Here is a 17,817-nt window from a genome sequence, read left to right on the forward strand (position 1 = left end):
GTCGAGAGTAAAGATAAAACTAGAAAATTTTGCCTTTTTCAGCAGCTGATAGAGGTAAAAAAAGTAAAAGAATGAACGATACCACAGTGCTATTTCGTCCGGTGGGTCAAAAAGAGCTAGATTTGATCCGACAAAGCGGTTATAGTGCCTTTCCACCTCGGCTTCCCTTCCAACCAATTTTTTATCCGGTGCTAACGGAGGCGTATGCCGTGCAGATTGCTAGAGATTGGAATACGAAAGATGAAGCTTCTGGCTATGTAGGTTATGTCACCCGCTTTTATGTGAAAACGGAATTTCTAGTGCAGTATGACGTGCAGACAGTGGGGAGTTCTCAACACCAAGAGTATTGGATACCAGCGGAGGATTTAGCAGAGTTCAACCAAAATATCGTCGGGAAGATAGAAGCGATCGCTAAATTTCAACCCAAACCAGAAACCGCATCATAAAATGTTTTTTGTCTTAGCAGATACGACCTCGCTTCCCTCCGGCTGAGTGACCCACCGGGTTGCTCCCCACCCATCTTTCATCCACGGGTTCCGAAGCTAGCTGATAACGGCTATCTGAAGAAAGCCGAATTTGCTGGGAGTGGTTATCTAAGCTGGCATGAATTGTAAACATACCGAAAATCAAAACATCTCCAGCTTTGAAATCGGCGGTTAACCAACGTCCTCCGTATTTTTTTCGCAGAGAAACTGGGTTTTTTGATAACGCCCCATTCCACCACTTTTCACCAGAGGCATACAATTGGGCAGTCTTTCGGTTGGAACAATAACTATCTACATCCTTGCGCCCATAATCGTTTTTAATCCTTTCCAGCCGATGCGAGTTTTCCAAAATTATCAACCCTCCCATCTCCAGAGATACGTCGCCCAACGGTGTCCAAGTTGTGTAAAGGTCATGAGTTCCCCGTCCCATGTATACGATATCGCAATGGGCATAAGTACCATGACCGGGGGCAACTGCCCTTAACCAGGTGTAATCAAAAGGTCGAACATCTCTGCCTAAAAAAACTTGATAAAATTCCATCATTCGACCCGAATAAAGCAGTTTTTTAATTGCCTGACTTTGGGCTGCTAAATCGGGTCTAAAATGCATTTTCAATCCCGGCTTTGCCACGCATTCTAGAATCGGGTGTCCGGGTTTGAGACAATCTTCTGCGGCTAAGAGTTCGGCAATTTCCTGACGACTTTGCCAAACTTCTTGGGAATTTAGAAGTGCCGGAAGGTATAAGTAGCCGTCCTGTTGCATCCGCAGGCGCAGTTCATCGGGCTGATTGAGTAAATTTGAAGAATCGATTAAATAACCAAAAGCTTCGCTGCTGCAATCGAGTTCGTAACCTAAAGAAGTGAGGACGGTTTTCTCAGGTAAGAGGATCATCACTCAGTATTTAAAGTTGCTATTCTCACATCTTATTCTCGTTATCAGGCAGCAGCCCAGGAACGAGAGATGCGAGGCTACTGCCGCCCCAGCGCCAGCGCTCAGACGAACGTTATTAAATCACATAATTGGACAACCCACTTGCTTGAAGGATTGTATTGCTATCCTGTAAGTTAGTTGCCCTGCGCTTGAATCGCCCACTCACTAGAACCATGACCCAGCAACCTACACGCATTTGTATCCTCGGTGGCGGCTTTGGCGGTCTTTACACTGCCCTGCGCTTGAGCCAGTTGCCTTGGGAAAAATCGGAACGTCCGGAAATTGTCCTGGTGGATCGAGATGACCGCTTTTTGTTCACGCCGCTGCTGTATGAACTACTCACCGGGGAACTGCAAACTTGGGAAATTGCTCCACCGTTTCAAGAGATTTTAGCGAACACGGGTGTGCGCTTCTGTCAGGGTGTTGTGGCTGGAATAGATATTCAGGAAAAACTGGTACATTTGCATGATGGCCCTGCCTTCTCCTACGATCGCTTGGTGTTAGCCCTGGGTGGAGAGACGCCCCTAGATATGGTGCCGGGGGCGGCTGAATATGCGTTTCCTTTCCGGACGATTGCTCACGCCTACCGCTTGGAAGAACGGCTGAGAATTTTGGAAGAGTCGGAAACGGATAAGATTCGCATCGCCATTGTGGGGGCGGGTTATTGTGGGGTTGAATTGGCTTGCAAGTTGGCGGATCGCCTTGGCGAACGAGGTCGCATCCGGTTAATTGAACAAGCTGATATGATTCTCCGGACATCGCCAGATTTTAACCGGGAAGCGGCGCGAAAAGCTTTGGAAGAAAGGGGCGTGTGGATTGATTTGGACACGGCAGTGGAGTCGATGTCACCGACTACGATCTCGCTAGTGTACAAAGCACAGGTAGACCCAATCCCAGTGGATTTGGTGCTGTGGACGGTGGGAACCCAAATGGCAGAGGCGGTGCGATCGCTCGAACTCAAACACAATCAACGCGGTCAAATTACCACTACGCCGACTCTACAAGTGGTTGACCATCCAGAAATCTTTGCCCTTGGCGACCTTTCGGACGCTCGCGACGCTGACGGTCAGCAAATACCGGCAACTGCCCAGTCTGCCTTCCAGCAATCAGATTATACTGCCTGGAATATCTGGGCATCGCTGACCGGACGTCCGTTGCTTCCCTTCCGCTATCAGAGCTTCGGCGAAATCATGACCTTGGGAACGGATAACGCCACTTTTACTGGCATGGGAGTGAAGCTGGATGGTTCCCTTGCCTATCTCTTCCGGCGTCTGGCATATCTGTATCGGATGCCAACGCTCAACCATCAGTTGAAAGTCGGATTCAATTGGATTGCCCAACCTTTGTTGGAAATGTTCTCGAAGTAATCCGGAATGAGGGGTCATCGGCTTGGAGTCAAAGGTGGGCAATGCCCACTTATACAGTTTCACTATATTTATCTCTTAGATTCTCATGTAGGGGCGCGAGGCTTTGTCTCGTGCCCTTACGTTTAGGAAGGAATTGAGGAAGGATTTGACGCTCCCACGGCTTTGAGGGAGTAGAGCCGTGGGAGCGTCAATACTGAGATAGGATTTATGACATGATGAATCTAGCCGGTGGTTTTGTTGGGTTTGCGATCTTGAGATGGAACGCTAAGGTAGCATGAAGCGCCCCAAAGTTATTTTTCTCGATGCCGTGGGCACCATGTTTGGTGTAAGAGGTAGTGTAGGAGAGGCGTATAGCGCGATCGCCAGTCGGTTTGGCGTCCAAGTCTCTGCTGAGGTGGTGAATCCAGCCTTTTACCAAAGCTTTAAAGCCGCACCGCCGCCAGTTTTTCCAAGCGCAGAACCCCAAGAAATCCCGGATCGGGAATTTGAGTGGTGGAAAGCGATCGCGCTTTCTACATTTGGACAAGTTGGCGTCTTGCCCAAATTTTCTAACTTTCCGAGTTTTTTTAACGAACTCTACGCCTACTTTTCCACTGCTGAACCTTGGTTTGTTTATCCCGATGTTCTTACAGCTTTGGAAAAATGGCGGGAAATGGAGATTGAGCTGGGTGTATTGTCAAATTTCGATTCCCGCATCTACTCGGTTTTGCAATCACTGAATTTAATTGAATTTTTTACCTCTGTCACCATTTCCTCGGAAATCGGTGCTGCCAAACCCGATCCAAAAATTTTTGCCGCTGCGTTGGAGAAACATAACTGTTCGCCTGATGAAGCATGGCACATTGGCGACAGTCATAAAGAGGACTATCAAGGAGCAAAAGCAGCGGGACTCAAGGGCATTTTTTTAAAGCGCACTGAGTAGAGGGTTGGGACATGATGTAACAGTGTAGTTGTGGCAGCGAAAAGCCACGTATAGTGCGATACGGTCAGCGATCGTTTTTCTCAAGTGCTACTGCCTGTAGTTTCACCATCGTGACTCAAGAGCAACTGTGCTAATCGAGCCATGCTACTGCATCATTTCTACTTGCTTGGAGCGATCGCGTAACTCGTCAACAAGGAGTCATAGATGTCTTTTCTACCTTATGAAAATTTCACTATTACAACTAATCTAGATTCAGAAGAAGTCAAGAGAATATTGGCTGATGTCATTGAACCGCCTAAGACGTTTAGAAATTCTTGGTCTTCGGCATCAAGATCGCATAAACCCTATGAAGGTAAAATTTATGATGATAGTTTCCAAATATCTAGAATTATCCATTCCCGAAATTCATTTTTACCAATTATCAAAGGCAAAATTTTCCCTCAAGTTATTGGTTGCTCAATCAATATAACTATGAAATTGCATATTTTTGTATTAATATTTATGGGCTACTGGTTGAGTATGACTGGCAGCATCGGAGTAGGATTTCTATTGGCATTGCTATCAGATAGTCGAATAGGCATAGCTGGTTTGATGCCCCTTGGGATGTTTGTATTTGGTTGTCTTTTATGCATAATTCCTTTTAAAATTGAAGCCAAAAAATCTAAGGAGTTTTTATACAAGCTGTTCAGCGCTTAGTTTTCATAAAAATCACATGACAAAAGCATCTAAGAAAAATCCTTCGTTCCATTTGACTAGGAAGAAAGAGCATCGACCAACATTAAAGCAGTTTGATGGGAGCGATCGCGCTAATTTTGTAGCCAGATTAAAACTTGAGTCACTTAATTTTTTGCAGGTGTTACTTGGATGATGCAAGGCTGACTGTTGCACTGCTGGATGTAAAGCCAATCCACATAAGGTTTCTGCCACCTTAAAGGAATCTCTAGTAAATCTCGCGTACCAGTCATGCTTTGTCCTACAAACATTAAGAGTGCAATGCAGCTCAAAATGATGTGAATGGTGCGCCAGCGATTTAACCGATCTTTGTAGATATCTTCAATAATTGCTAACGAAAAAATCATCAGCATTGCCGCTGCGATGCCGATGTAGTAGTGAGACACCAACCACTCGTTGTCCCGACGATAGACGCCTTCTTGGAAGCCGAGAATAATTAAACCTGCGCCGGTTAAGGTTGCAAAAACGCCGCGCCAGAGCCGCTGTTTGGCTTTGTAGAGCAACATTAAAGAGGCAATGGTAGCCGCAAACATTAGGACGATAAAGACAACTTGAAAAGGTTTCTGGCTCCAGATTTGCTTGCTCAAAATATGCTCAAAAATTGGGTAAGCAAGCCCGATAAGGGTAACTCCGACAATGGCACCAGAAAGCCATTTGCCTAATTGGACGTGTTCTTGCCCAGCCACTGGCGGAATTTTACTTTTGCCTTCTAAATTTTGTAAGCGGCGTTGGCGAGTCTGCCAAGCGCGGTTGACGACAATGCCAATCAGAGGGAAGACGACTGCAATTGCGATCGCAGGATGAATTAAAGCCGCCAAATCTGCAATTTCCATAACAACCTCAGTATGCGTTGATTTTTTAGCTACTGAAAGGGGCAAAGCCAAAGGTAGGGTTGAATAAGCGACACCAAATCACCACCGATCCAAACTCTGCTGGATTGACACTAGCAGGAATAGCATAGCGTTGAGCACCACTTATTTTTTGCAAGCGACCGATACTTACATAATCTTTCTCTTTAATGCCATTTGTTGGAGGTTTTTCAGAACGATACAGAATGACGAATAAATCCAGGCCATTGTCAGTTTTGAAAGCTCGATCTAACTCCAGATAGCGTTTTCCATTTTCTGTCACCAAGCGCACAGTTCCTTGGGTATGATGTTCTGATCCCTGAAAAGTCCCAGATTTTGTAGGCGTCTGTGCTACCGATGTAGCAGATGAGCCAGTTAATGGTGCAGGCTGAACATTTGGCTGATTAAAATTGGCTTCTATTGTATTACCTTTTAGCTTCAATGATTACTAAGATTATTTGGTGTTTAAACAGTCTTATTAACCCCTATTAATTAAGTAAAACTTTAGAGTATAGATAAAAGTTATAATTACTATAAAAAACGATATTACGTATTATCTAATATTTTTTTAATTTGTGTTTAATTGAAAATTAGTATATTACTATTAATTTCAATGAAACCTAAAATTAACTGATTATCAAACAACTTTGAATTAGGAAATTACAGCGATGACGACTTCATACATTAAAAATAAAATCTCAAAGCGTCAAGTCCTAAAACGAATTTTCCGCCTTCGGATGGCAACGCTGCTCATGGTAGGAATTGTTGTCTTCGCAGCTGCGATCGCTACTGCGTGGTTTGCGGGTGAAGGGAAAATTAGTCAGCTGTTTGCCGAACTCAATACTTTACAAGAGAATCCACCCCTGTGGCTGCAAGCGCCCATGAAAAGTGAATACCTACTAGTTCCTACGGTTGCTTTGCTAGTAATTGTTTTGATAATAAGGAAAATCTCTCCAAAAACCGATGCTTGGTCTCGGTTTTTTGTAGTGGGGATTTTGCTGGGGTTAACGGGTCGATATATTGTATGGAGATCGCTCTCAACTTTGAATGTTGCTGACCCCCTGAATGGGGTTTTCAGTTTGGGGTTATTTTTCATGGAAATGTTGATGTTGAGTAGTAGTACGATTCAGCTTTTTTTGATGCTGAACGTCAAAGAGCGACATTGTGAAGCTGACCAAATGGCTAGAAGTGTGATTGATGGCAGCTTTCTGCCAACTGTTGATATTTTTATTCCTACTTACAATGAAGCTGTATTTATTGTTAAACGCACAATTATTGGTTGCCAAGCTTTAGATTATCCCAATAAAACAGTTTATTTGCTAGATGATACAAAACGCCCAGAAATGCATAAATTGGCTGAGGAGTTGGGCTGCGAATATAAAACCAGACTTGATAATAGACATGCAAAAGCCGGTAATTTAAATCATGCATTCCCTCAAACAAGTGGAGAATTAATTGTTGTATTTGATGCAGACTTTATTCCGACTAAAAACTTTCTTACTCGCACTGTAGGTTTTTTTCAAGATGAAACAGTTGCCCTGGTACAGACACCCCAAAGCTTTTATAACTCCGATCCAATTGCCTACAATTTAGGATTAGAACACGTCCTAACGCCAGAAGAAGAAGTGTTTTACCGACAAATTCAACCGATTCGGGATGCAGCTGGTAGTGTTATTTGCTCTGGAACTTCTTTCATTGTTAGGCGTAGTGCTTTAGAAGCAGCGGGTGGCTTTGCCACCAACTCCTTAAGCGAAGATTACTTCACCGGCATTTGTTTATCTGCCCAAGGCTACCAATTAATTTACCTAGATGAAAAGTTAAGTGCTGGATTAGCCGCAGAAAATATTGCCGCTCATGCTACTCAGCGACTACGGTGGGCACAAGGCACTTTACAAGCGTTCTTTATTGAGGAAAATCCGTTAACGATTTCAGGACTTAGTCCTCTGCAAAGGCTGGCTCATTTAGAAGGATTATTACATTGGTTTACCAGTTTGTCGCGGGTTTATTTCCTGTTTATACCCTTGGCTTATTCGTTTTTCGGTGTTATTCCTATTCGGGCAATGACTGGTGAATTATTATATTACTTTTTACCTTACTATGTCGTGCAAATTTCAGTTTTTTCCTGGTTAAATTATCGTTCTCGATCAGCTTTGCTCACGGATATTTACACGTTGGTGCTTTGCATTCCTTTATCACTAACTGTACTTCAAGCAATGCTGAAGCCTTTTTCTAAAGAGTTTAAGGTAACGCCTAAGGGAATATCACGCGATCGTTTTTCTTTTAACTGGAATTTAGCATGGCCTTTGATTATTTTGTTTATAGCAAGTGCTGTCAGTTTGTGGCGAAATTTAGGAATGTGCATAATAACGGGTAATTGGCAAAGGCTAGAAGCTTACGGAGCAACTGAAGTGTATAAAGGTATCGGGTTGGGTTGGATTTGGAGCGGTTATAACTTGTTAATGATTGGCATTGCGTTGTTAATTTTATTAGATGTCCCTAAACCAGATATTTATGAATGGTTTGATTTACGAAGGGTAATCCGCCTGAATGTTGCTGGGCAGAAGTTTTGGGGCATTACTACAATAATTTCGGAAGCAGGTGCCCAAATTGCCTTAACCCACGAAGGGCTAGCGAATGATACCAGTGAAATGTTGCCAGTGACATTAGAAATTATGGAAGAAAAATTAGAATTGCAAGGCAAAATTATCCACACAGGATTTAGAGGTGAGTATCCAACGGTGCAAGTGGCTTTTGAGAAATTAAACCTCAAACAATATCGGCGTCTAGTAGAAATGCTATTTTGCCGCCCAGGTCAATGGAAACGCCGGGAGGCTCCTGGAGAGTTTGGTTCTTTGTTGCTGATTTTAAAAATTTTACTTCGCCCACGAATTTTGTTTGATAGGGAGCCACAAGTGAGAGCGATCGCTGTCTCCAAAATTTAATGACTGTCCGCAAAAGCGATATCTACATTTCCCCAAAAGACTGTTTAGAAGGCGATCTGAGGGGCGATGGGTTCTCGATCCCTACGGCGGAGGGGAAGCAGTTCACTTGGCTAGTGTTGATTTTAGGTGCGCGATCGCAACCTTGTATGAAGATGTATTAGCGCTTAGTTGATCGCTGAGTTACCCGCCCGGTTAGCGATAAATTGATTAATTGGCTAACTCATCCAGCGCAGCCTCTTGCCAGCGCTAAGATCGTTAAGCACTGTTTCGCTCTGCCCTCATGTCTGACCGTGTCAATCTTTCGGATGCTTTACCAACTGAGTCCTCAAATGGGCACCATTCCACGGGTGTAAATCAAAACAGCCAGAACGCGATTCGCATTCGCGGCGCTAGGCAGCACAACCTGAAGAATATCGATCTGGAACTACCGCGCGATCGCTTAATTGTCTTTACTGGCGTCTCTGGTTCCGGCAAGTCTTCTCTCGCCTTTGATACCATCTTTGCAGAAGGACAGCGGCGCTACGTGGAGTCCCTGAGTGCCTACGCGCGGCAATTCTTAGGGCAGTTGGATAAGCCAGATGTGGATGCGATTGAGGGACTTAGCCCTGCAATTTCGATTGACCAAAAATCGACATCTCACAACCCCCGCTCAACGGTTGGCACGGTAACGGAGATTTACGACTATCTGCGGTTGCTGTTTGGACGCGCGGGTGAACCCCACTGTCCCCTATGCGATCGCTCGATTGCACCTCAGACGATTGATGAAATGTGCGATCGCATCCTGGAACTGCCCGATGGCACCCGTTTCCAAATCTTAGCGCCTGTGGTGCGCGGCAAAAAGGGCACCCATCAAAAATTGCTCTCCAGCTTGGTTTCTGAAGGGTTTGCTCGCGTCAGAGTTGATGGAGAGGTGTTTCAACTGTCCGATTCTATTGAACTAGATAAAAATTATACACACACGATTGAAATTGTCGTTGACCGACTGATTAAGAAACCCGGTATTCAGGAGCGTCTAACCGATTCTCTCAGCACTTGTCTGCGTCATGCCAGTGGAATTGCGGTCATTGAGGTATTGAATGATACATCAAAGTCGAAAGAATCTGACTCACTAAATAATTCTGAGACAAAAGATACTACAAAAACCGAAACTGGGCAAGAAACTTCTCAAAAGGCTGATAATTCCTATCAAGAAAGCTCCAATGAATTAGTCTTTTCAGAAAACTTTGCTTGCCCGGAACATGGGGCGGTGATGGATGAACTTTCTCCGCGCTTGTTCTCCTTTAACTCCCCTTATGGTGCTTGCCCTCAGTGTCACGGATTGGGAAGTTTGCGGACATTTTCACCAGAGTTATTGGTGCCTTTTCCGGAGTCGCCGGTGTATGCTGCGATCGCGCCTTGGTCAGAAAAGGATAATTCTTACTATCTCTCCCTTCTATACAATGTCGGACAAGCGTATGGCTTTGAAATTCAGACACCTTGGAATCAGCTAACAGCAGAACAGCAGCACATCATTATGCATGGTGCTGACAAATCAATCTGGAACGAAAGTCGAAATGATTTTAGACGCTACGCAGGCGTTATTGCTATCCTCCAGAAGCAATACGATGAAACCAGTTCCGAACTCATTAAACAAAAAATGGAGCAATATCTCGTCGAGCAGCCGTGTGAAGTGTGCGCCGGGAAGCGATTGAAACCGGAAGCCTTGGCTGTGCGATTGGGACAGTATCGGATGCTCGATTTGACAAGCGTTGATATTGGGGAAAGCCGAGAACGAATTAATAATTTAAAATTGAGCGATCGCCAGTTTCAAATAGGCGATTTGGTACTTAGAGAAATTAAAGCTAGGCTGCAATTTCTCCTCGATGTTGGCTTAGATTATCTGACGCTTGACCGTCCGGCAATGACACTTTCGGGCGGGGAAGCGCAACGAATTCGCCTCGCCACCCAAATTGGTTCGGGTTTAACCGGCGTCCTTTACGTGTTAGATGAACCGAGTATCGGGCTGCATCAGCGGGATAATGGGCGCTTGCTGCAAACTTTAATTAAACTCCGCGACTTGGGCAATACATTAATTGTGGTCGAGCATGATGAAGAAACGATTCGTGCGGCTGACCACATTGTTGATATTGGTCCTAGTGCGGGCGTTCATGGCGGAAGAATTGTTTCTCAAGGTGACTTGGAGACCTTGTTAGCAGCAGAAGATTCTCTAACAGGTGCTTATTTGTCGGGACGGCAGGTAATTGAAACCCCTGCACAGAGGAGAGAGGGAAATGGGCGATCGCTAATTCTCAAAAATGCCTACCGCAACAACTTACAAAATATAGATGTCGAAATTCCACTGGGTAAACTTGTCTGCATCACCGGCGTTTCTGGTTCCGGCAAATCTACTCTAATTAACGAATTACTTTACCCAGCCTTACAACACCACCTCACCCGCAAAGTTCCCTTCCCGAAACATTTGGAAGCCATCAAGGGATTGAACGCAATTGATAAAGCAATTGTCATCGATCAATCTCCAATTGGACGCACCCCTCGTTCTAATCCAGCTACCTATACAGGTATATTTGATGCGATTCGAGATGTATTTTCACAAACGATAGAAGCAAAAGCAAGAGGGTACAAACCGGGGCAATTTTCTTTCAATGTTAAAGGTGGACGCTGCGAAGCTTGTGGCGGACAAGGCGTGAATGTGATTGAGATGAATTTCCTGCCAGATGTCTACGTACAGTGCGAAGTTTGTAAAGGCGATCGCTACAACCGAGAAACTTTACAGGTAAAGTACAAAAACAAGTCGATTTCTGATGTTCTCAACATGACCGTAGAAGAAGCTTTGGAATTTTTTATAAATATCCCTAAAGCATCAACACGGTTGCAAACTTTGGTAGATGTGGGACTCGGTTATATCCGTTTAGGACAAACTGCACCCACTCTCTCTGGTGGTGAAGCGCAACGAGTGAAGTTAGCCTCGGAACTCTCTCGTCGTGCTACTGGGAAGACGCTTTATTTAATCGATGAACCGACAACGGGTTTATCTTTTTATGATGTCCACAAGTTGCTAGATGTGTTACAGAGATTGGTAGATAAAGGCAATTCAATTTTAGTCATCGAACACAATTTAGATGTCATTCGTTGCGCCGATTGGGTTATCGATTTGGGACCGGAAGGGGGAAATAAAGGTGGAGAGTTAATTGCGATGGGAACTCCAGAAAAAGTGGCGGACAATCCGAGGTCTTATACCGGGCAATATTTGAAACAAGTGTTGCAGCAGCATCCCCCAAAATGACAACTTTTAATTTGTCAACCTAACAACCGCAATCGCGCAATACCAGTTTAGAAATTGACAGATTTTTAATGCTGACTTTTCGCCAGATGCCTGTCTGGAAAAAGGTGAATTTTCTTAAGGAAGTAACTAAAGGAATTCAGGAATGGGCTTTGATAGCTGAAAATCTAAAACTTGCGTTGGTTGTTTTTTTCCTCAACCCAAAACACATAAACAATGGTTGGGTTTCACTGTCGTTTAACCCAACCTACTCGCTAACATTTCGCTAACATTCGGTAGGGGCTTTTGATTGCCATACCCCTACAGGTGTACCGCACCCAACCGAAAACTGCAATATTGAAAGCAAAGTAAGTCAAGTTTTTCTGGCAATTAGAAGATAAGTTGTCATCTCACCTTTGCCTTTGACATGGATAAGACCCCGTTCCTCAAAAACATATTCGTCTCGTAATAACTCATAGGTAGTGGCAGTGACTTGAATTCGACCCGCCAGACCGTGAGATTCCATCCGAGAAGCTGTATTTACCGTATCGCCCCACAAATCATAGATAAACTTTTTGATACCAATGACGCCAGCAACGACGGGTCCCGTACTAATGCCGACTCGAATCTGAAAATTTTTCGCATTTTTGAGGTTAAATAGCGCGATCGCATCTTGCATATCCAGCGCCATGTCAGCTATCGCCTGGGCATGATCGTTGCGGGGCATTGGCAAACCGCCGACAACCATATAGGCATCCCCAATTGTCTTTATTTTCTCCAAACCATGCAGTTCGGACAATCGATCGAACGCAGAAAATATCTTGTTGAGTAATTCGACAAGTTCGGTGGGTGATGTATCGGCAGAAAGTTGGGTAAAGCCAACAATATCAGCAAACAAAACGGTAACTTCGGCAAAGCTATCGGCAATTGTGCTTTCCTGAAGTTTTAATCGCTCGGCAATCGGGGCAGGTAAGATGTTGAGCAGCAGCAGTTCCGATTGTTCCTGTTGATAGCGCAGTGCTTCTTCTGCGACCTTGCGATTGGTAATATCTTGGACAGTGCCTTCGTAGTAAAGGATTCTCCCTTGAGAATTCTTTACCGTGCGGGCGGTTTCCAAAATCCAGATAGTGCTGCCGTCCTGGCGGTAAATTTGAGACTCAAACCGAGATACAGAATCATACTTTTGCATGGCAGCAATAAATTCCGTTCGTCGGTTTGGGTCAACATAAAGTTGCCGCTCAACGCTCGTCACATTGGCGATTAATTCCTCCGGGGACGAGTAGCCATAAAGGCGTGCGAGGGCAGGATTCGCACTGATGAAGCGTCCATCCGGTGTCGTTTGAAAAATGCCTTCAACTGCGTTTTCAAAGATGCTGCGATATCGTTCTTCGGCTTGCCGAAGTGCGCCTTCCACTTGCTTGCGCTCGGTAATGTCGCGGGAATTAACCACGATGCCTGCCACGAAGGGATCGGCTAGCAAATTGCTCCCAGTTGATTCTAGAAAACACCAGGAGCCGTCTTTTCGGGGAAAACGATATTCGATGGAAAAAACACTCTGAGGGTTGTTAAGCCCCTCATGGAAAACTTCTAAAACGCGGCGACGATCCTCTGGGTGAATCATGCCCAAGGTGTGTACCCCGGTCAATTCCTCTGGTTGGTAGCCCAAAATACTCACAATCGAAGGACTTTGATAGCGGGTAATGCCATCTGCGTCATAAATGGCGATCAGATCCGAACTGTTGAGAATCAGCGAGCGAAATTTCGCTTCACTGTTAGCGAGGGCGGTTTCTGCTTGTTTGCGATCGCTCGCTTCCATTGCCAAAGCAGCCATATACGCTAAATAAGTCGCAAAGTTCTGATCCTCCAACGCCCACTGCCTTTGCGTACTCATGTGTTCCAGACAAAGCACCCCCATCGTCCGTCCACCTACCCGAATCGGGACATCCAACATCGAAGCAATGCCTAAAGGAGCTAAATAAGCCGCGGAAAACTCCTTCGTCCGAGGATCGGTATGGGCATCAGAAGCCGCGATCGCGCGTTCCTCTTCTAGTGCTTGGAAATAGCCCGGATAGTCTACTCGGTACAGCTCCATGCCCCAGCTATGCCGCTCCTGAGTGACTTCGTACAAGTCAACACAGAGCAATTTTGGATTGGGTTGGGATGTGGTAGAAGCCGGTTCCTGAGTCTCAACGATTTCTTGTTGATAAAGCCAGATACTCGCTCGTGCGACGCCCAGCGTGTTTGTGGCTGTCTCGGTAATCTCCTGCCAAGCCGCGCTCAAATCGCCCGTGTATAAAGCCTGACACGTAGCCAGTTCCATCAGCGCCCGCTGCTGTCTGCAAAGCCGAGTCTCGCTTTCTTGGAGTGCGGCTTCCGTCTGCTTGCGCTGAATGACGGAACCCAGCTGAGCGGCAACGCCCGATACTAGCTCCACCATCTGCCGGTCTTCTTCCTGGCTATCGAAGCTGAAGAAAACCAGAACAGCTAGCACTTGTGGCTGCTGTAGGGGCACCCCAGCGCTTTGCCCGTCCTGAATCGGCAGGGGGGACGATTCCCAAAACGTTGCCGCAATAATCGGAATGGCGAAACTTGCTTTCAATCCGCTTTCTCGTGCAATTGCGACACGATCAAAAACGGCTGGTGGCTGAATTGAAACATCATCAATCCACTCTGGCTGCTGCGATGACCAAACTCGTCCCGGCAATCCGTTCCAGGATGCAAAAGTGAGCTTCTGGCTGAAGTGTCTGAATTTCTTCAAGGCGGGGGATACTTTCTCCTTACCGCCATACCAACCCCGACTGCATTCAAGAAAGTCACCCGTTGGGTGGGGAATCCAAGCTTCCCCAAAACTCCAGCCGATTGTCTCGCAAACCTTGCCCAGCGTGACTTGCAAAGCTGAGTGAAAATCTGAGGCATCCGCGATCGCTTGCGTCGTCGTCTGCAACAAACGGATTTCTTCTTGGGCTTGTTTGCGATCGCTAATATCTCGAACCACGCCACACACGACCTCTCTGCCACCATAGGAAATCGAGTTGGCACTCACTTCCACATCCACCAGCGTTCCATCTTTACGCCGGTAGCGTCGTTCGCCTAGGTAGTGCTGTTTATCAGCTAGGATTTGGTTGATATTTAAGTCAGCGCTGTCTTGGGTGTGGGGAATGAGATCGTAAAGGGTCAGCTGTAGAATTTCTTCATGGCTGTAACCGAGCAAGCGATTAAAGGCAGTATTGGCTTCCAGAATTTGAGAAGAGCGAGCATCAATTAAGACAATCCCTTCCGACGCTTGCTCAACCACGGCGCGGTGACGTTCTTCGCTTTCAATGCGATCGCGTCCAGATTTTTCCAACGCTTCTAGCATCCCATTAATCGTCAGTGCCAAGCTGGACAATTCATCCTTTCCGGGCGTCGATACCCGCAGCGAAAGATCGCTACTCGCGCCAATTTTCCGAACTTCCCCACTCAAAGCTGCCAACCGAGACAGCACCAATCGCTCTATCAACAGCAGCGTTACTCCACCAAATACCAGTCCTACTACTAGCAGACACAAGATGAGATAGCCTAGGCGAATCTTTCCTTGCCTGTAGATTTCTCTGGGGACATCCACCCGCAACAGCAAAGCCGGTTTGCCATAAATGTCTTTAATCCGGGCGTATCCAGAAATCGTGTCTTCATTGCGCGATCGCACCAGAATTGGGCGTTGTTCTGACAAAGCAGAACGCACGGCTTGAAAGTCCGCAGGCATTTGAGGATCGTTCATCCCGTACATCATCACGGGCAAACGGTTGATTCTTGCCAACTTCTCGATCGTCCGATTGTCTATATAGCGCCCGAAGATCAAAGTTCCTCGGATAGAACCTTTGCCATTTGAAGGCAAAATCGGCTGCGAACTAATCAGCATTGGCCCTTCCGGAAGCAGAATGATTCCTGACAGGATGCGATTAGAATGGGGACGCTCTAAAAGCCGGTCGTTGAGAGCCAGGTGTTGTTTGAGGGCCGGTGGAATCGGTGTTTTTTTCTGATTTTTTAGATCGAACCCAGTCCCAAAGACAATTTCACCCCTGTTATTGATAAACAGCACCAAGTTGATCTGCAAGTTGTAGAGCGATTCTGGATTTAGATTCGACTCCCGATAAGCTTGGTTTGGTTTGTTAATAAAGTTATAGGTGTCATCCCACGATGACCAATCGCGAAATCTAGAACTAAAGTCATCGCCAGTTTGGGCAAAAACATTCAGAACTGCCTTAACCATCTGACGGGTATTTTGATCCTCAGCGTGCTTGAGGCTCCGCAACAAAACGATGGAAGAGGTAGCATATAGCACCCCTACCAGACCGACGAGTGTCGCGCCAATGACCATTAGTGTCTTCGTTCGCAGTCTCATGCTTTAGTGCTGAGTCCGTCCTGTAAAGGCGGGTTGACCCGTCCGAGCTAAGTGTTGAGAGGGGAAGTCAAATTATCTCCTTTATTGTTCCTCGTAAACTCGGCATTCGATACGATTTCTGCCAAAATCTACCTCCAGACGTTTGACGAAAAGCGGGATCGCTAAATACTGCGTCAACAAGCTGTGTTCGAGAAGCACCCTGGATGGCGAAAACCCCGAAACCCAACAGGAGGAAGGTTAGGGGTGAATGCCAACATCCTAGCTACGTTCAGAACGACAGCTACAGTCTCTAATCAATAACAACGAGAAACTACTTGACGATCCGGACGCGATCGCTCACTCTAAGTTGTTAACTGTAGGACTTCCCCTAGAGTTTTCTCTAGACGGAATCGATGAACGCTAAAGCTAGATATACCAATAGTGTAGTAATGGCTTGAAGGCGTAAGTCCTAAACTAACAGGTGTGAGTGAGTGAGGAGTGAGTCTAATGCTAAGCTGGGAGCCGACTCCTGTCGGGATGCCTTCCTCTGGGTACCCTAATCTTTCCCAAATACAGCGAGAAAATTTTACAGCGCTCAAGGAACGGGCTTGGGTAGAAATTGATTTAGCCGCTTTAGCTCATAATGTGCGGCAGCTGAGGCGTTTTCTCTCCCCAAAAACGGCACTAATGGCGGTGGTGAAGGCGGATGCTTATGGTCATGGTGCGATTACCGTTGCCGAGATTGCTTGCCAATCCGGTGCAAGTTGGCTAGGTGTTGCCACGATTCCAGAGGGAATTCAACTGCGGGAAGCGGGGATTCAGGCACCGATTTTGATTTTAGGTGCCAGTAATACGACCGAGCAAGTGCAAGCGATCGCTCACTGGAATTTGCAGCCGACGCTCTGTACGCCTCAGCAAGCTTTAGTCTTTTCCGAGACATTAGGCACTTTAAATCGTTCTTTAGCGGTTCATGTAAAATTAGATACCGGGATGTCTCGCCTAGGCACTCCCTGGCAGCAAGCAGCGGAGTTTGTCTCCTTGGTGCAGCGATTGCCCCATCTCAAAATTGCCAGTATTTATTCTCATCTAGCAACGGCTGACAGTCCAGATCCCACGGGAATGAGACAGCAACAAGACAGATTTGAGGAAGCGATCGCTCTTATCAAAACTACAGGAATGACGCCTCCCCGTCTGCACCTCGCCAACTCAGCTGCCGCTTTAAGCGACCCAAGCCTACACTACGACATGGTGCGAGTGGGTTTAGCAACCTACGGTCTTTACCCCGCGCCCCATCTAAAGTCTGTCATCGACCTCAAACCCGTCATGAAAGTAAAAGCACGGGTAACGCAAGTAAAAAATATTTCAGCAGGTACGGGAGTCAGCTACGGGCATCAGTTTGTCGCTAGCCGGGATATGCGCCTCGCCGCGATCGCCATTGGCTACGCCGACGGGGTTCCCCGCAATCTCTCCAACAAAATGCAAGTTTTGCTTCGAGGTCAGCCGGTACCGCAAATCGGCGCGATTACAATGGATCAGCTAATGCTGGATGTCAGCGCCATCCCCGATTTACAAACTGGCGAAGTCGTCACTCTGCTGGGGCAAGAAGGAAACGCCGAAATTTCTGCGGATGACTGGGCGGCGACTTTAGGCACGATTTCCTGGGAAATTCTCTGCGGCTTCAAGCATCGCCTCCCTCGCGTAGCAGTCGGTCAACCCCTGGAATCAGAACAGGCTACATCGTCTTGACGCAAGTTGAAATACTTGCAAGTCTTTGCTTCTAGATGCCGGGGTACGGCAGTGCCGTACCCCTACCGAGAATAAGAATAGCCGACAATAAGAATAGTGGCAGACAAAAATTCATTTCCTCTGCCAATTTTTATTCGTTAAGCTGGTCAAGATATGGTCTTGCCATTCACCTTGAATAAATAAATATTCTTTAGCATATCCTTCAACAACAAATTCTAATTTCTT

Annotated in this window: 11 protein-coding genes and 2 pseudogenes; 8 read left to right on the forward strand and 5 right to left on the reverse strand. The window is 46.1% G+C overall.

The features are described 5' to 3' along the window. Positions 1-71: 71 nt before the first annotated feature. Complete coding sequence (locus NDA06_RS06330; RefSeq protein ID WP_190984488.1) at positions 72-446, forward strand: hypothetical protein; 375 nt, start codon at positions 72-74, stop codon at positions 444-446. A 13-nt stretch (positions 447-459) separates the two neighbouring features. On the opposite strand, the gene NDA06_RS06335 is transcribed toward NDA06_RS06330, so the two are convergent. Next, positions 460-1,377: a phytanoyl-CoA dioxygenase family protein gene (locus NDA06_RS06335; protein ID WP_190984487.1), complete on the reverse strand. Its 918-nt coding sequence runs from the start codon at positions 1,375-1,377 to the stop codon at positions 460-462. A gap of 212 nt (positions 1,378-1,589) precedes the next feature. On the opposite strand from NDA06_RS06335, the gene NDA06_RS06340 reads away from it, so the two are divergent. The 3 genes from NDA06_RS06340 (at position 1,590) to NDA06_RS06350 (ending at position 4,401) form a co-directional block, all read left to right on the forward strand. After that, on the forward strand, positions 1,590-2,783 hold the full coding sequence (locus NDA06_RS06340; RefSeq protein ID WP_190529870.1) for an NAD(P)/FAD-dependent oxidoreductase: 1,194 nt from the start codon (positions 1,590-1,592) through the stop codon (positions 2,781-2,783). Between the two features lie 274 nt (positions 2,784-3,057). Beyond that, positions 3,058-3,705 (forward strand): HAD family hydrolase, encoded by a 648-nt coding sequence (locus NDA06_RS06345; RefSeq protein WP_190984486.1) that lies wholly within the window; start codon positions 3,058-3,060, stop codon positions 3,703-3,705. Between the two features lie 204 nt (positions 3,706-3,909). Further along, positions 3,910-4,401 carry a hypothetical protein gene (locus tag NDA06_RS06350; RefSeq protein WP_190434569.1) on the forward strand — a complete coding sequence of 164 codons (492 nt, stop codon included), beginning with the start codon at positions 3,910-3,912 and terminating at the stop codon, positions 4,399-4,401. A gap of 143 nt (positions 4,402-4,544) precedes the next feature. Here NDA06_RS06350 and NDA06_RS06355 read toward each other — a convergent pair whose 3' ends face one another. After that, entirely contained in the window at positions 4,545-5,270 is a 726-nt protein-coding gene (locus tag NDA06_RS06355) for a DUF4079 domain-containing protein (RefSeq protein ID WP_190984485.1), read from the reverse strand. 25 nt (positions 5,271-5,295) lie between these two features. Continuing rightward, a complete protein-coding gene (locus NDA06_RS06360) occupies positions 5,296-5,727 on the reverse strand; it encodes a DM13 domain-containing protein (protein ID WP_190533242.1) in 432 nt (143 codons plus the stop codon). A gap of 226 nt (positions 5,728-5,953) precedes the next feature. Between NDA06_RS06360 and NDA06_RS06365 the strand changes: the two genes are divergently transcribed. From NDA06_RS06365 to uvrA, 3 genes and pseudogenes are all read left to right on the forward strand, one after another. Next, a complete protein-coding gene (locus tag NDA06_RS06365) occupies positions 5,954-8,227 on the forward strand; it encodes a glycosyltransferase (protein WP_190533244.1) in 2,274 nt (757 codons plus the stop codon). Positions 8,228-8,270: 43 nt separating this feature from the next. Then, positions 8,271-8,399 (forward strand): annotated as a pseudogene (locus tag NDA06_RS06370) (Uma2 family endonuclease); the annotation flags it as partial. Positions 8,400-8,507: 108 nt separating this feature from the next. Continuing rightward, entirely contained in the window at positions 8,508-11,510 is a 3,003-nt protein-coding gene (uvrA, locus tag NDA06_RS06375) for an excinuclease ABC subunit UvrA (RefSeq protein ID WP_190984484.1), read from the forward strand. A 349-nt stretch (positions 11,511-11,859) separates the two neighbouring features. Here the strand turns inward: uvrA and NDA06_RS06380 are convergent, their stop codons facing one another. Then, positions 11,860-15,867, reverse strand: coding sequence for a PAS domain S-box protein (locus NDA06_RS06380; RefSeq protein WP_190984483.1), 4,008 nt, complete (start codon positions 15,865-15,867; stop codon positions 11,860-11,862). 486 nt (positions 15,868-16,353) lie between these two features. Between NDA06_RS06380 and alr the strand changes: the two genes are divergently transcribed. After that, a complete protein-coding gene (gene alr / locus NDA06_RS06385) occupies positions 16,354-17,592 on the forward strand; it encodes an alanine racemase (protein ID WP_190984482.1) in 1,239 nt (412 codons plus the stop codon). A gap of 111 nt (positions 17,593-17,703) precedes the next feature. On the opposite strand, the pseudogene NDA06_RS06390 reads toward alr, so the two are convergent. Then, positions 17,704-17,817: pseudogene (locus NDA06_RS06390) on the reverse strand (30S ribosomal protein S5 alanine N-acetyltransferase); the annotation flags it as partial.

Origin of the sequence: Trichocoleus sp. ST-U1 (assembly GCF_039961835.1) — a bacterium.
Lineage (GTDB): Bacteria > Cyanobacteriota > Cyanobacteriia > Cyanobacteriales > FACHB-T130 > FACHB-T130.

Coding starts and splice junctions, on each gene's coding strand:
- NDA06_RS06330 (WP_190984488.1), top strand. CDS start 72: ATGAACGATACCACAGTGCTATTTCGTCCGGTGGGTCAAAAAGAGCTA.
- NDA06_RS06335 (WP_190984487.1), bottom strand. CDS start 1,377: ATGATCCTCTTACCTGAGAAAACCGTCCTCACTTCTTTAGGTTACGAA.
- NDA06_RS06340 (WP_190529870.1), top strand. CDS start 1,590: ATGACCCAGCAACCTACACGCATTTGTATCCTCGGTGGCGGCTTTGGC.
- NDA06_RS06345 (WP_190984486.1), top strand. CDS start 3,058: ATGAAGCGCCCCAAAGTTATTTTTCTCGATGCCGTGGGCACCATGTTT.
- NDA06_RS06350 (WP_190434569.1), top strand. CDS start 3,910: ATGTCTTTTCTACCTTATGAAAATTTCACTATTACAACTAATCTAGAT.
- NDA06_RS06355 (WP_190984485.1), bottom strand. CDS start 5,270: ATGGAAATTGCAGATTTGGCGGCTTTAATTCATCCTGCGATCGCAATT.
- NDA06_RS06365 (WP_190533244.1), top strand. CDS start 5,954: ATGACGACTTCATACATTAAAAATAAAATCTCAAAGCGTCAAGTCCTA.
- uvrA (WP_190984484.1), top strand. CDS start 8,508: ATGTCTGACCGTGTCAATCTTTCGGATGCTTTACCAACTGAGTCCTCA.
- NDA06_RS06380 (WP_190984483.1), bottom strand. CDS start 15,867: ATGAGACTGCGAACGAAGACACTAATGGTCATTGGCGCGACACTCGTC.
- alr (WP_190984482.1), top strand. CDS start 16,354: ATGCTAAGCTGGGAGCCGACTCCTGTCGGGATGCCTTCCTCTGGGTAC.